Here is a 12,999-nt window from a genome sequence, read left to right as displayed (position 1 = left end):
GGGCGCCGTGGACCTGTTGCGGACCTCGGCCTTCGACGACTCGTACCGGCCTGCGGAGTACTGCGTGGTGACCCGCGCCCGGAGCGAGAGGGCGCTCCGGTCGCTGCTCGACGGCAGTGAACTCCGGTACGCCTACGAAGAGGGCGCGAGACGCGGCCTGTTCGCCCTGGCGGGGGAGGCCTGAGGTCTGCTCGCTCTGGCGGGGGAGGCCTGAAGTCTGCTCGCTCTGGCCGGGGAGGCCTGAGGCCCGCTCGCTCTGGCCGGGGAGGCCTGAGGCCCGCTCGCTCTGGCCGGGGAGGCCTGAGGTCTGTCTACGATGCCGTCATGTCGTACGCCTTCGCCGTGGCCACGGTCTTCCTGCTGTTCTTCGGGCTCGGCGTACGGCGGGACCGGCGCCGCTTCGGCAACGCCGTGCACCTCGGCCTCGCCGTCACCTTCCTCGGGATCGGGCTGCTCGCCGGGATCGAGGACGCCCCGCCCGGTGTCGCCGAGACCGTGATGATCTGCGGGCTGCTCGTGCTCGGCCTCGGTCCTGTCGTCCTCGCGGGGCTCCTCACCGCGAACGGCGTGAAGATGGTGCGCAAGGAGGGCAGGCGCCCCGCCAACCTGCTCGCGCTCCTCGCCGGGCTCGGCATGTTCGGGGTGATGGTCCTGGCGGTGGCCGCCGCCGCCACCGACTCGTGGGCCCTGCAGACCCTCGTCGTCACCCTCCTCCTCATCCTCGGCTACGTCTCCTTCCTCTTCGTCTGCTTCGTCGGCTACGCGTTCTTGTACGGCCGCATGAGGATCCGCCGCGACGCCGACTACGTCGTCGTCCTCGGCTCGGGCCTGATCGGCGGCCGCCGGGTGCCCCCGCTGCTGGCGAGCCGCCTGGACCGGGGACGCGAGGTGCACGAGAGGCTGGCCGCGTACGAGCGGCGCGACGGCGACGCCCCCGTCCTCATCACCTCGGGCGGGCAGGGCCCCGACGAGGAGGTCCCCGAGTCCCACGCGATGGCCGACTACCTCGTCGAGCGCGGCTTCCCGTCCGTCGCGCTGGTGCGCGAGGACCGCTCGCGCACCACCGAGGAGAACATGCTCTTCAGCAAGGAGCTGATGGAGCGGGAACGGCCGGGCTCCTCGTGCGTGATCGTCACCAACAACTTCCACGCCTTCCGGGCCGCCATCCTGGCCCGCCGCGCGGGCGTGAACGGCCAGGTGGTGGGCTCGCCGACCGCCGCCTACTTCTGGCCGTCGGCGACCATCCGCGAGTTCGCCGCGGTCTTCCTCCAGTACAAGGTGGTCAACCTCGGGATCCTGCTGACCCTGATCCTGCTCGGGGTCCTCGTGTGGGCGAGCCGCTGACCCTCCGGGGCCGCCGGGTGCCGCCGTACGGCTCCGTACCTACTCTGGAGGTACGGAGGTGACCCATGAGGCGACGGCACCACTTCCACATCGACTACCTCGGGCACTCGGTCTCCGCGACCGTCCAGACCGGGCACACGCCCGTCGTCGAGATCCTCGTCGACGGCAAGGAGACGGGCCATGCCACGACCAAGGACGACCGGCCGGTCGCCGTCCCGATCGAGCTGCCGACCGACCCGCCGACGACCGTGACCGTACGGGCCACCCCGGGGCCCGGCGTACCGCGCTGCCTGCTGCTCGCGACGGTGGACGGGGAGCCGCAGGTGATGGCGCCGAGGCTGTACTGACGTGCCTCCGGGGCGGCCCCGGGCGAGCGCCCCGGGCGAGCGCCTCAGGAGAGCCAGGCCATCCCGATGATCAGGAAGACCACGAAGGCGATGGCACCTGCCACGGCAGCCGTCTTGCGGGGACGGCGCCGGGAGAGCTCCGCGAGCCCGCTGCCGGTGCTGCTCGGCCGCTCACGCCGCCGGGACGCGGGCGCGCCGGCGGACGGCGGTCTCTGCCCCTGCGCGGGCGGCGCGGGTCTGTGCGTCGGCCCGGTGGCGGGCATGGCTCCGGGCATGGCTCCGGGCATGGGCGCGGCCCCGGGCATCGGCGCGGGCCGCGTGGCGACGCCGGGCGGCGGGCCGGCGTTGTGGTGCGGGACATGGGGCTGCACCGGGGCGGGCCGGGAGTAGCCGCGCCAGGCGCCGGAGGAGAACCAGTCCGCGATGGTCTGCGCCGAGGGCCGCTGCTCCGGCTGCTTGGCCAGCAGGCTCAGCAGGTACGTCTCGAACTCGGGCGGCAGCGCCACCCCGAGCCGGGCGGGCGGCATCGGCGCGGTGTCGATGTGCTGGTACAGCAGGGCCGTGGCGGTGTCCGCGCGGAACGGCGGGCGGCCGGTGAGGAGTTGGTAGAGCACGCAACCGAGCGAGTACACGTCGGAGGCGGGCGAGGCGGGCTGCCCGAGGGCCCGCTCGGGGGCGAGGTAGAGCCCCGTGCCCACGATCTGGCCCGTGGTCGTGAGCGCCGCCGACGGGTCGTCGACGAAGCGGGCGATACCGAAGTCGGCGAGCTTCACCGTCCCGTCGGCGTCGACCAGGAGGTTTCCCGGCTTGATGTCCCGGTGCACGACACCCTGCCGGTGCGCGGCGGCGAGCCCGGCGGCGGCGTGGGCGGCGACCACGGCGACCCGCTCGGCGGGCAGGATCAGCGGATCGGAGGGGCTCCCGGCGAGGCTGTCTCCCTCCACCAACTCCATGACGAGGAACAGCTTTCCGTCCCACGTACCGAAGTCGAAGACGCCCACCACGTGCGGGTGGCTCAGCCGGGCGGCGGTCTGCGCCTCCAGCCGGAACCGGTCGGCGGCGGAGGGGTCGGTCCCGTGCGCCAGCATCAGCTTCACGGCGACGTCCCGGCCGAGCACCTCGTCGGTGGCCTGCCACACCTCGCCCATGCCGCCCCGGCCGATACACACATGAAGCCGATATCGGTCCGCGACCAGCACCTGGAGACCACCCTTTCGACGATCGTTCAACTTGACGGAAGGGAACCAGCGTAGAGCCGTCGGGCAACGCCGTTCGCCGCGCTCCCCCCTCCCGGCGCACGTCGGGTGCACCACACCCGTGATGCGGGTGAACGGAAGGTGACGCCGGGCGTTAGCATCGCGGCCCGGAGCGAGTTCCGGTGAACAGCGAACGGAGTGGTCGTGGCGCGACCTCGTGTGGGTGTGGCGGTACTGACGATGGGCACGCGCCCGGTCGAGCTGCGGGCGTTGCTCGACGCCGTGGCGGCGCAGGACGAGGCCGCCACCCGGATCGTGGTCGTCGGCAACGGCGCCGGGACCCTCCCGGAGCTCCCCGAGGGCGTGACCGGCGTCGAACTGCCCGAGAACCGGGGCGTGTCCGGCGGCCGGAACGTCGCGATCGAGACCCTCCGCGCGTTCGGCGACGTCGACGTGGTGGTGGACCTCGACGACGACGGCCTGCTCGTCGACACGGACGTCTTCCGCCGCCTGGCCGACCTGTACGAGGACGACCCGGCCCTGGGCGTCGTGTCGTTCCGCATCGCCGACGAGACGGGCGAGACGCAGCGGCGCCACGTCCCGCGCCTCGGGGCGAAGGACCCGATGCGCGGCGGGGAGGTCACGACCTTCCTGGGCGGCGGCCACGGCCTGTCGATGGTGATGCTCGACGAGATCGGCGGCTGGCCGGAGGACTTCTTCTTCACCCACGAGGAGACCGACATGGCCTGGCGGGCCCTCGACGCGGGCTGGAAGGTCGTCTACGAGCCGAAACTCCTCCTCCAGCACCCGAAGACCAGCCCGGCCCGGCACGCCGTCTACTACCGGATGACCGCCCGCAACCGCGTCTGGCTGGCCAAGCGCAACCTGCCGGCCCTGCTCGTCCCCGTCTACCTCGGCGTCTGGACCCTCCTCACGCTGGCCCGCACGCGCTCCCTGCCGGGCCTCGCGTCCTGGTTCGCCGGCTTCGCGGAGGGCGTCCGCCGCTCCTGCGGCCCCCGCCACCCCATGCGCTGGTCCACGGTCCGCCACATGACCCGCCTGGGCCGACCGCCGGTCATCTGACGCCCCGGCCGCCGCCCGAGCCACGGGCGGCGGCCTGCTCCGTGAACATGCGAAGCCTTCTGGCGAATGCTGCAATGGATGGAGAGCTCCGGCCGACCATGCCCTGCGGGACACGGTGGCGGGATGAGGCCGGGCGCGGCCAAGTCCTGCGAGCCGTGTGTCTGGAGTGGTGATGAGCGACGCAATCGAAGACATGGGACCGGTCGACTTCCTGGTGATCGAGTTCCCGGGCAACCGCATGACGGGCGAAGGCTTCCCCCTGCTGCTCGACCTGGTGGACCGAGGCGTCATCCGCGTTCTCGACCTCCTGTTCGTACGGAAGGACGACGACGGGAGTGTCGTCGCCCTGGAGCTGGCAGATCTGGACGGTGACGGCCGGCTCGACCTGTCCGTGTTCGAGGGCGTTTCGTCCGGACTTCTGGGCCAGGACGACCTCGACGAGGCAGGGATGGCGCTCGAACCCGGCAACGCGGCCGGAATCCTGGTGTACGAGAACCTTTGGGCCGCGCCCCTCGCGCGAGCCCTGCGGCGCGGCGGTGCGCAACTCGTGGCGGGCGGACGCATCCCCGTGCAGGCTCTCCTGGCCTCGCTCGAAGCCGCGGAGGCGGCGGAGGGGAACAGCCCCGCTGCCTGACGCCCCTGATGTCCGAGCGAGCGGATTGTCTCGGCAGAAGCAAGGAGGACCGACATGCCAGGACTTCTTCGAGGGGTGGCGCGCACCGCCGTGGTGGCCGGTACGGCGACCGCGGTCTCCAACCGGGTCTCACGGCGCCAGGCGGGTCGCTGGGCCGGACAGGAGACGGCGGCAGCCCCACAGCAAGCACCGGCACCTCCCCCGGCGCCGGCGCCCGCCGCACCGGTCGACGACATGAGCGCCAAGATCGCTCAACTCAAGGAACTCGGGGAGCTGAAGGAACAAGGCGTACTGACCGAGGAGGAGTTCGCGGCTCAGAAGAGCCGGATTCTCGCCTCGTGACCGCCGCCTGCCGCAGCGCCTGATCCGGCGCCGAGACCGCCGGAGGCAGAGTCAGTGGCCGTCGGCGAAGGAGACCCCTATGTCCAGCAACGTCACAGGGACCGAGCGTGGCGACTCAGCGCACAACCACTCACATGGCGGCACAGCCGCCGGTGGATGGGTGGTGTTCGCCGCAGTAATGATGATCTTCGTCGGGGCGATGACCCTGTTCCAGGGGATCGCCGGCATCGCCAAGGACGACGTGTTCGTCACCACGCGCAACTACGTCTACCAGTTCAGCCTGACCGGCTGGGGCTGGGTCCACCTGATCCTGGGCATCATCATGGTGCTCGCGGGTATCGCGCTGTTCAAGGGAGCCCTGTGGGCGCGCTTCATCGGTGTCGCACTGGCGGCCCTGGGCATGATCGCGAATTTCATGTGGCTGCCGTACTACCCGTTCTGGGCGATGCTGCTGATCGCGATCGACGTCATCGTCATCTGGGCGCTGTGCGCCGCACCTCGCCTGCCGCAGAGCTGACGCACACGACGACGAATTGACCCGCCGCGCGCGGCGGGTCGTGCGTCGCACCCCCTCGGGCGGCTGGGACGCTACCGGTCATGGCACCGGGAACAGGCACTTCCGAAAGTTCCGCGAAGGCGCGACTCGTTCTGCTGGTACTGGCGTCCGGTCAGTTCCTGATGGCGCTCGACAGCTCTGTCATGAACGTCTCGATCGCGACGGTGGCCGAGGACGTCGGCACCACGGTGGTGGGGATCCAGGGGGCCATCACGGCCTACACCCTGGTGATGGCGATGTTCATGATCCCCGGCGGGAAGGTCGGGGCGCTGATCGGCCGCAAACGCGCCTTCATCATCGGCTGCGTCATCTACGGCTGCGGCTCCCTGACCACCGCCCTGGCGCCCAACCTCACCGTGCTGCTGATCGGCTGGTCGTTCCTGGAAGGCATCGGGGCAGCGCTGATCCTGCCGGCGATCGTGGCGCTCGTGGCGGGCAACTTCCCCACGGAGCGGCGCCCCGCCGCCTACGGGCTTGTCGCCGCGGCCGGCGCGGTGGCGATCGCGGTGGGCCCGCTGATCGGCGGCGTCGCGACCGCGTACTTCTCCTGGCGATGGGTGTTCGCCGGCGAGGTCCTCGTGGTCCTGGGCATCCTCGTCCTCGCCCGTCCGATCGCCGACGCGGTGAGTGAGGAACGGCCGCGCATCGACGTCATCGGTGTCGTGCTCTCGGCCCTCGGGCTCGGGATCTTCGTCTACGGTGTGCTCCGCTCCGACGAGTGGGGCTGGTTCCAGCCCAAGCCCGACGCACCCGCCCTGTTCGGGATCTCCCTGACCGTGTGGCTGATGCTGCTGGGCATCGGGCTGACCTGGCTGTTCCTCCGCTGGGAGGCCCGCCTCGTCGGGCAGCACAAGGAACCCCTCCTCGACCCCGCCATGCTGCAGAACAAGCAGCTGACCGGTGGGCTGACGATGTTCTTCTTCCAGTACCTCGTCCAGATGGGCGTGTTCTTCCTCGTCCCGCTCTACCTGTCCGTCGCCCTGGGCCTGTCCGCGCTCGCCACCGGCGCCCGGCTCCTGCCGCTCTCGGTGACCCTGCTCGCCGCCGCGGTCCTCATCCCGCGCTTCCTCCCGGACGTCTCACCCCGACGAGTGGTACGCCTCGGGATCGTCGCTCTGCTTCTCGGTGCGGTGATCCTGATGGCCGCACTCGACGCGGACGCCGGCGCGGAAGTGGTCACGATCCCGATGCTCCTGATCGGGCTCGGGATGGGCGCACTCGCCTCCCAGCTGGGGTCCGTCACCGTCTCCGCGATGCCGGAGGAGAAGAGCGCGGAGGTCGGCGGCGTCCAGAACGCCGTCACCAACCTCGGCGCCTCGATCGGTACCGCACTCGCCGGATCGCTCCTGATCGCCTCGCTCACCTCGTCCTTCCTGGCGAGCGTCGAGCAGAATCCGACGGTCCCGGACAGTGTGAAGAGCCAGGCGACCGTCGAACTCCAAAGCGGCGTCCCGTTCCTCTCCGACGCCCAGCTGCAGACCGCCCTGGACGAAGCGGGCGCCCGCGAGGAACAGACGCAGCAGGTACTGGACGCGAACGCCGACGCGCGAATCGACGGACTGCGCGCCGCACTCGCGGTCCTCGCCTTCGCCGCCCTCATCGCCCTGTTCTTCACCCAGCGCATCCCCACCACCCAGCCCGGCTCGACCAAGCCCTAGCAAGCGCGCCGGAGAAACCCCGGAAACCACTCAGGGGCCCGACCCGCTTACGCGGATCAGGCCCCTGAACTGGTCTTACGGCTGTCGGGGTGGCGGGATTCCACACTCACTCTGTGCGCGATGGAGGTGCCCTGAGTGCGAGCAGGTGTGCAACCGGGCGGCGAAGGTGCGTCAGTAACCGGTGCCGCGCTTGACCTGGGCCCGCTCGGTGTCGTGCGCCGCGCCCTTGTCGTCCAGGGTGCGACATGCGTCCTCGATGTCCTGGCTCAGGCGATCGATCTGTTCGCGGCTCAGGGTCTCCTTGACGAGGGCACGCATGATCTTCACCCGCTCCGCGTTGGGCGGGAGCGTGTACGCCGGCACCATCCAGCCGCGCTCGGCGGAGAGCTGCCAGGCGACGTCGGACTCGTCGTAGGAGTGCTTGCCGGCGAGGCGGAAGGCGACCAGGGGCAGCTGTTCGAGGTCGCTGCCGATTACTTCGAAGCGGCCGCCGCTTCGCAGGTTGTCCGCCAGCGCATGGGCGTTCTCCTGCATCAACTTCATGACGTAGGTGTAGCCCTGGCGGCCGAGTCGCACGAAGTTGTAGTACTGCGCGAGCACCATCGACGCGCCGGTGGAGAAATTCAAGGTGAAGGTCGCGTCGGTCTTGCCCAGGTAGTTCTCGTAGAAGACGAGGTCCTTGGCGAGGTCGGCCTCCTCGCGGAAGATCAGCCACCCGATTCCGGGGTAGACCAGGCCGTACTTGTGGCCCGAGACGTTGATCGAACGGACCTGCTCCAGCCGGAAGTCCCATTTCGAGTCCGGGTAGAGGAAGGGCCACACGAAGGCGCCGCTGGCGCCGTCGACGTGGATCGGAATGTCGAGGTCCCGCTTCTTGCGGACGTCCCGCAAGAGCTTGTCGATCCCGACGACATCGTCCATGTGGCCGGTGAACGTGGTGCCGAGGACGGCGACGACGCCGATCGTGTTCTCGTCGAGGTGGGGCTCCACGTCCTCCGGGCCGATCGTGTACTTGTTCTCGGCGAGCGGCACGATCCGCGGTTCGACGTCGAAGTAGCGGCAGAACTTCTCCCACACGACGTGGACGTCCCCGCCGAAGATCAGGTTGGGCCGGTCGGTCGACAGGCCGGCTGCCTGGCGACGTTCCCGCCACTTCCACTTCAGTGACAGCGCGCCGAGCATGATCGCCTCGGACGAGCCCTGGGTCCGACATCCGGCCGTCTTGCCCGGCGCGTTGAAGAGATCGGCGAGCATGCGCACGCAACGCTGCTCGATCTCGGCGGAAATGGGGTACTCCGCATGGTCGATGAAATTGCGGTGGAGGTTCTCGGCGATGAGCCGTTGCGCCTCCGGCTCCATCCACGTGGTGACAAACGTGGCGAGGTTACGCTGTGGATCGCCCTCCATGGCGAGATCCACATCGACGAGCCTCATTGCGTCCGTCGCGGCCATTCCTTCCTCGGGGAATTTCTCCGAGGGAGCGGGCGCGGTCAAGAATCGGTTACCGAAAAGGGCCGCGTCGTCGCGCTTGGTCATACGAGGATTCAAACAGCGCCGCTGCCTGCCTGCGCGAGGGACACGCCGGAGTGCAACCTCCAGGCACCGAGCGTGAAGTCTTGTCCACGGTTCCCCCGATGCGGTGATCGAGTTATCGCTTCTGCTCGTGGCTTCAACGTCCCCGGGCTGCGCGGGCCAATGTGGCAGGCGCATCAGATGGTCACCGGGATGGCGGCGTCTACCTCAGGGCGAATTGTGCTCCGTCGATTTCGTTTACCGGCGCGCCGACGACACACGAGAAGGGGTGACTGGTGGCGGCTTCCGGATCGGGCCGCAAGGCGGCCTCATCGAGTGGTTGGAACACTCGCCTGTACTGGCAGTGGATCGGCTGCAACACGATCGCATTCGTTGTTGTTCTGACTGTCGGCTTCCTTTTGGTATGGGTAGGCAGCGACACCCTCAACCTGAATCTCGTGAGCAACCATGTCGTGGTGGCGCTGCTGATCGCCACCCTTGGGGCCCTGCTGTTCGGGGGCGTTCTGGGAGCGCTGCAATGGCTGGTCGCTCGGCAGCGCGTCCCCATCCCCCGCAAGGCGTGGATCAGCTCCAACGTCGGCCCGGCGTTGCTTGCCTGGCTGCTGGTGATCACGCCCGCGATCGCCACCGCAGAGGAATCCGCCAACGAGGTGTCGACGGCCTACCTGCTGGCCGCCAGCCAGAGCCTGGCACTGGGGCCACTCCTGGGCCTGTCCCAGTCACTCGTGCTCCGCAAGGTCACCAATCGCTGGGCTTGGTGGATCGGGGCGAACCTGGCCTCGTGGCTCATCGTCGATGCCGTCGTCTACCTGCTGTCACGCTTGTCCGGCGACCTGGATGTCTTCACCGGTAACGGATCGACCGTCGAGGTGTACCTGACCCTGATCGCCACGACCCCACTGACCGGCCGAGCCTTGCTGTGGGTGCTCGCCCCGTCCGCCCTGACAGTTCCCACCACGCCAACCTGACCAGCAGTCGCGCTCTGGCGCCTGGCGGAACCGAGGCGAGGGCGGCAGTCGGCAGTCATGACCCACCACTCTCCCCGACTCCCATCCCGTCTGCCGTCGACCCACACGTATGTGGAGCGGGCGCGGGCCTGGCGTCCCGACGACATGCTCATCAGCCACGGTGGCGGGTGCCTTGATGAGGTGGAGAAACCTGTAACAGCTCCCCACGACCTCGCGCTCTAGTACTCGGTCGACTCGGGCCGCGGGCCGAGCCGGCGCTCCAGTTCGGCCTCGTCGTAGTCCACGGTGATGCCGAATTCCTTCATCGTCTCGGTAAGCAGCGCCAACGGGATGTGGACCTCGGTGTTGCCAGCCTCTTGCCATCCCACCGGCTTCCCCTCCGTTTCCGGCGCATGCAATCCGCCTTGGGGAGTGGCAAGACCAGGACGGAGGCCAAGAGCAAGCTCAAGGAGGTGCTGCGGGACCACGAGGACGGTCTCGCGATCGCCCCCCACCAACTACACGGTCAAGGAGGTCAAGCGCGCCATGGCCCGGGACAAGGTGATCGCCCTGCTGACCGGCGCCCGCACGGCACAGCTTCGTGTCTCTGCTCTCCGACCGTGGCGTCCCGCCGGAAGTGATCTCCCGCCTCGTCGGCCATTCGGGGACGACTGTGACGGAGGAGGTCTACCGGAAGCAGATCCGGCCCGTGATCCAGGCCGGTGCCGTGGTCATGGACGGGATCTTCGGCGCCGATCCGCAGCAGCCGTAGACACGCGAGAAGCGGTAGCCACGCAGATGGACACGCAGACAGAAACAGGTGAGGCCGGTACTGAGATCAGTACCGGCCTCACCTGGTCTTACGGCTGTCGGGGTGGCGGGATTTGAACCCACGACCTCTTCGTCCCGAACGAAGCGCGCTGCCAAGCTGCGCTACACCCCGATGTCGCTGCTCTGTTGTTCACGTCGCGGCGACATCGATTACTTTAGCCCACGCGCGCGCTGAGACGAAATCCGGTTTTCGGGGGGTCGCGGCGCAGGTCGGATGCGGTCCAGGCCGACGATGGCGAGGCCCAGCGCGTAGAAGGCCGCGCCGAGGACGACCGCGTTCGTGAGGACGCCGGCGTAGCCGTGGGCGGTGACGTCGAGGAAGGGGTACGTGTAGCGGGTCGGGGCGCCGGGGGAGAGCAGGGCGCCGCGGATCAGCGCGAAGGCGAGGTAGAGGCCCGGGATCGCCAGCCACTGGGCGGCGTGGCGCCGGCGCAGCGCGCCGGGGGCGGTGAGCAGCAGGAAGTCCAGGGCCGTGCCGATCGGGGTCACGGTGTGGAGGAGCTGGTTGGCGACGGCCTTCGCGCCGGTGAGCCGGGCGATCTCGGCGGCCTGGTTGAACTCGCTCGCCGGGTTGTCGAGGACCAGGTGGAAGACGAGGCCGACCACCGTGATGCAGAGCACGACACCACCGGTCCACACCGCGGGCAGCGGCGGACGGCGGGTCCAGGCGCGGACGGCGCCCCAAGCGAGGACGAGGGCGACCAGGATGTTGGACCAGATGGTGAAGAAGCTCAGGACGACGAGCACGTTCCCGTAGAGGCACTCGATGATCAGGCCCGTCGCCGCGGCGAGCGCGATCATGCCGCGGAAGGCGGCGGCGTACGGCCTGCGAGTGGTGGGGAGCACGACGGAGGCCGGGACGGCGGACGCGCGGTTCGGCGTGAGCATGCCCCCACCGTAAGTGGTCGGGCATGCCCCGCACCGTAGGTGGTCGGGGGCCCCAGTCGAGGAGGAGGGGGTCGATCCCGCGCGGAGTGGTGGCTACCTGCGTGCCGTCAGCGTCAGCAGCGTGACTTCCGGGGGGCAGGCGAAGCGGACCGGGGTGAAGCGGTTGGTGCCGCAGCCCGCCGAGACGTGGAGGTAGGACGTCCGGTCGGCGACCGTGTGCGTGGAGAGTCCCTTCACCCGGTCGGTGTCCAGGTCGCAGTTGGTGACGAGCGCCCCGTAGAAGGGGATGCACAGCTGCCCGCCGTGGGTGTGCCCGGCGAGGATCAGCTCGTACCCGTCGGCCGTGAACGCGTCGAGCGAGCGCAGGTACGGGGCGTGGACCACGCCCACCGTGAAGTCGGCGTCCGCGTCGGGGCCGCCGGCCACCCGCTCGTACCGGTCGCGCTTGATGTGCGGGTCGTCGAGGCCGGTGAACGCGAGGTCGGCCTGGGGGAGCTTGAGCCGGCCGCGGGTGTTGGTGAGGTCCACCCAGCCCGCCGCGTCGAACGCGTCCCGCATCCCCTCCCAGGGGTTGTGGACCGCCCCGACGACCGGCTTGTTGCCGTTGAGGCCGTGCCGGCCCTGCACCTTCTCCTTCAGGTAGCGGCCGGGGTTGCGGAGCGTGGGCCCGTAGTAGTCGTTGGAGCCGAAGACGTACACGCCCGGGAACTCCATCAGCGGGCCGAGCGCGTCGAGGACCTCCGGCACCGCGTCCGTGTCGGAGAGGTTGTCGCCGGTGTTGACGACGAAGTCCGGGCGGAGGCCCGCGAGGGACTGCAGCCAGGCCCGCTTCTTGCGCTGGCCGCTCACCATGTGGATGTCGGAGACCTGGAGGACCCGCAGGTCGCTCATGCCGGGCGGGAGCACCGGGACCGTCACTCGGCGGAGCCGGAACGAGCGGGCCTCGAAGCCCGCCGCGTAGACGATTCCGGCGGCGGCCGTCGCCGTGAGGCCTGCCGTGATCTTCAGGGGGATCCCGTACCGTGCGCGCATTCCCCCATCGTCGCAGACCCTCCGGGCGTAAATGCGCGGGCGGGTGGGGTGGCGCACCTGCCACACTTGACCCCATGACCACGCTCAAGGCGAAGCTCCAGGCCGACCTCAACGCCGCGATCCGGGAGCGCGACGAACTGCGCTCCTCGACCCTGCGGCTGACCATCACCGCGATCACCAAGGAGGAGGTCGCGGGCAAGACCAAGCGCGAACTCTCCGACGACGAGGTGCAGAAGGTGATCGCCAAGGAGGCGAAGAAGCGCCGCGAGGCCGCGGACGCCTTCACCCAGGGCGGTCGCCTCGAGTCCGCCGAGCGGGAGAAGGCGGAGGGCGTCCTCCTCGACGCGTACCTGCCGAAGCAGCTCACCGACGAGGAGATCGACGCGATCGTCGCGGCGGCCGTCGAGGAGGCCAAGGCGGCGGGCGCCGAGGGCCCGCGCGCCATGGGCGCCGTCATGAAGATCGTGAACCCGAAGGTGGCCGGCCAGGCCGACGGCGGCCGGGTCGCCGCCTCCGTGAAGAAGCTCCTCGCGGGCTGATCCCCGAGAGCCGGCTGTACGAGGAAGGGCGCCCCACCGAAGTTGGGGCGCCCTTCCTCGTATCCGCGT

Annotated in this window: 15 protein-coding genes, 1 tRNA gene and 1 pseudogene; 11 read left to right on the top strand and 6 right to left on the bottom strand. The window is 69.7% G+C overall.

Annotation, left to right across the window (positions count from 1 at the left end):
- Positions 1–7 precede the first annotated feature (7 nt).
- The 3 genes from OG462_RS20880 (at position 8) to OG462_RS20870 (ending at position 1,691) form a co-directional block, all read left to right on the top strand.
- A complete protein-coding gene (locus OG462_RS20880) occupies positions 8–184 on the top strand; it encodes a hypothetical protein (protein WP_406059651.1) in 177 nt (58 codons plus the stop codon).
- Between the two features lie 140 nt (positions 185–324).
- Positions 325–1,344, top strand: a complete 1,020-nt coding sequence (locus tag OG462_RS20875) for a YdcF family protein (protein ID WP_406059649.1) — start codon at positions 325–327, stop codon at positions 1,342–1,344.
- A gap of 65 nt (positions 1,345–1,409) precedes the next feature.
- Complete coding sequence (locus OG462_RS20870; protein ID WP_406059647.1) at positions 1,410–1,691, top strand: hypothetical protein; 282 nt, start codon at positions 1,410–1,412, stop codon at positions 1,689–1,691.
- 44 nt (positions 1,692–1,735) lie between these two features.
- Here the strand turns inward: OG462_RS20870 and OG462_RS20865 are convergent, their stop codons facing one another.
- Entirely contained in the window at positions 1,736–2,860 is a 1,125-nt protein-coding gene (locus OG462_RS20865; protein WP_406059646.1) for a protein kinase domain-containing protein, read from the bottom strand.
- A 231-nt stretch (positions 2,861–3,091) separates the two neighbouring features.
- Between OG462_RS20865 and OG462_RS20860 the strand changes: the two genes are divergently transcribed.
- The 5 genes from OG462_RS20860 to OG462_RS20840 all read left to right on the top strand — a co-directional run bounded on the left by OG462_RS20860 (position 3,092) and on the right by OG462_RS20840 (position 7,160).
- On the top strand, positions 3,092–3,970 hold the full coding sequence (locus OG462_RS20860) for a glycosyltransferase family 2 protein (RefSeq protein WP_406059644.1): 879 nt from the start codon (positions 3,092–3,094) through the stop codon (positions 3,968–3,970).
- A gap of 172 nt (positions 3,971–4,142) precedes the next feature.
- Positions 4,143–4,604, top strand: a complete 462-nt coding sequence (locus OG462_RS20855; protein ID WP_406059642.1) for a DUF6325 family protein — start codon at positions 4,143–4,145, stop codon at positions 4,602–4,604.
- Positions 4,605–4,658: 54 nt separating this feature from the next.
- A complete protein-coding gene (locus tag OG462_RS20850; RefSeq protein WP_406059640.1) occupies positions 4,659–4,946 on the top strand; it encodes an SHOCT domain-containing protein in 288 nt (95 codons plus the stop codon).
- A 79-nt stretch (positions 4,947–5,025) separates the two neighbouring features.
- Complete coding sequence (locus tag OG462_RS20845; protein ID WP_406059638.1) at positions 5,026–5,463, top strand: hypothetical protein; 438 nt, start codon at positions 5,026–5,028, stop codon at positions 5,461–5,463.
- Positions 5,464–5,543: 80 nt separating this feature from the next.
- Entirely contained in the window at positions 5,544–7,160 is a 1,617-nt protein-coding gene (locus tag OG462_RS20840) for an MFS transporter (RefSeq protein ID WP_406059636.1), read from the top strand.
- Between the two features lie 171 nt (positions 7,161–7,331).
- On the opposite strand, the gene OG462_RS20835 is transcribed toward OG462_RS20840, so the two are convergent.
- Positions 7,332–8,696 carry a glutamate decarboxylase gene (locus OG462_RS20835; RefSeq protein WP_406059634.1) on the bottom strand — a complete coding sequence of 455 codons (1,365 nt, stop codon included), beginning with the start codon at positions 8,694–8,696 and terminating at the stop codon, positions 7,332–7,334.
- A 272-nt stretch (positions 8,697–8,968) separates the two neighbouring features.
- On the opposite strand from OG462_RS20835, the gene OG462_RS20830 reads away from it, so the two are divergent.
- The gene (locus tag OG462_RS20830) at positions 8,969–9,661 is read left to right on the top strand and encodes a hypothetical protein (RefSeq protein WP_406059632.1); all 693 of its coding nucleotides are present in this window, start codon (positions 8,969–8,971) and stop codon (positions 9,659–9,661) included.
- Between the two features lie 218 nt (positions 9,662–9,879).
- On the opposite strand, the gene OG462_RS20825 is transcribed toward OG462_RS20830, so the two are convergent.
- Positions 9,880–10,029 (bottom strand): hypothetical protein, encoded by a 150-nt coding sequence (locus OG462_RS20825; RefSeq protein ID WP_406059630.1) that lies wholly within the window; start codon positions 10,027–10,029, stop codon positions 9,880–9,882.
- Positions 10,030–10,217: 188 nt separating this feature from the next.
- Here OG462_RS20825 and OG462_RS20820 point away from each other — a divergent pair.
- Positions 10,218–10,412, top strand: a pseudogene (locus OG462_RS20820) (site-specific integrase); the annotation flags it as partial.
- A 97-nt stretch (positions 10,413–10,509) separates the two neighbouring features.
- Here the strand turns inward: OG462_RS20820 and OG462_RS20815 are convergent.
- The 3 genes from OG462_RS20815 to OG462_RS20805 form a co-directional block, all read right to left on the bottom strand.
- Positions 10,510–10,583 (bottom strand) — tRNA-Pro (locus tag OG462_RS20815).
- Positions 10,584–10,621: 38 nt separating this feature from the next.
- The gene (locus OG462_RS20810) at positions 10,622–11,359 is read right to left on the bottom strand and encodes a Pr6Pr family membrane protein (RefSeq protein WP_406059628.1); all 738 of its coding nucleotides are present in this window, start codon (positions 11,357–11,359) and stop codon (positions 10,622–10,624) included.
- A 93-nt stretch (positions 11,360–11,452) separates the two neighbouring features.
- Positions 11,453–12,391: a metallophosphoesterase gene (locus OG462_RS20805; RefSeq protein WP_406059627.1), complete on the bottom strand. Its 939-nt coding sequence runs from the start codon at positions 12,389–12,391 to the stop codon at positions 11,453–11,455.
- A gap of 74 nt (positions 12,392–12,465) precedes the next feature.
- Between OG462_RS20805 and OG462_RS20800 the strand changes: the two genes are divergently transcribed.
- The gene (locus OG462_RS20800) at positions 12,466–12,930 is read left to right on the top strand and encodes a GatB/YqeY domain-containing protein (protein WP_406059625.1); all 465 of its coding nucleotides are present in this window, start codon (positions 12,466–12,468) and stop codon (positions 12,928–12,930) included.
- Positions 12,931–12,999 lie beyond the last annotated feature (69 nt).

Source organism: Streptomyces sp. NBC_01077 (assembly GCF_045162855.1).
Taxonomy (GTDB): domain Bacteria; phylum Actinomycetota; class Actinomycetes; order Streptomycetales; family Streptomycetaceae; genus Streptomyces.
This window is presented reverse-complemented; position numbering and strand designations above follow the sequence as displayed.

What these genes read in the sequence shown, in the direction of transcription:
- OG462_RS20840 (WP_406059636.1), top strand. Translation starts at nt 5,544, where the DNA reads ATGGCACCGGGAACAGGCACTTCCGAAAGTTCCGCGAAGGCGCGACTC.
- OG462_RS20800 (WP_406059625.1), top strand. Translation starts at nt 12,466, where the DNA reads ATGACCACGCTCAAGGCGAAGCTCCAGGCCGACCTCAACGCCGCGATC.
- OG462_RS20850 (WP_406059640.1), top strand. Translation starts at nt 4,659, where the DNA reads ATGCCAGGACTTCTTCGAGGGGTGGCGCGCACCGCCGTGGTGGCCGGT.
- OG462_RS20835 (WP_406059634.1), bottom strand. Translation starts at nt 8,696, where the DNA reads ATGACCAAGCGCGACGACGCGGCCCTTTTCGGTAACCGATTCTTGACC.
- OG462_RS20810 (WP_406059628.1), bottom strand. Translation starts at nt 11,359, where the DNA reads ATGCTCACGCCGAACCGCGCGTCCGCCGTCCCGGCCTCCGTCGTGCTC.
- OG462_RS20870 (WP_406059647.1), top strand. Translation starts at nt 1,410, where the DNA reads ATGAGGCGACGGCACCACTTCCACATCGACTACCTCGGGCACTCGGTC.
- OG462_RS20855 (WP_406059642.1), top strand. Translation starts at nt 4,143, where the DNA reads ATGAGCGACGCAATCGAAGACATGGGACCGGTCGACTTCCTGGTGATC.
- OG462_RS20845 (WP_406059638.1), top strand. Translation starts at nt 5,026, where the DNA reads ATGTCCAGCAACGTCACAGGGACCGAGCGTGGCGACTCAGCGCACAAC.
- OG462_RS20805 (WP_406059627.1), bottom strand. Translation starts at nt 12,391, where the DNA reads ATGCGCGCACGGTACGGGATCCCCCTGAAGATCACGGCAGGCCTCACG.
- OG462_RS20875 (WP_406059649.1), top strand. Translation starts at nt 325, where the DNA reads ATGTCGTACGCCTTCGCCGTGGCCACGGTCTTCCTGCTGTTCTTCGGG.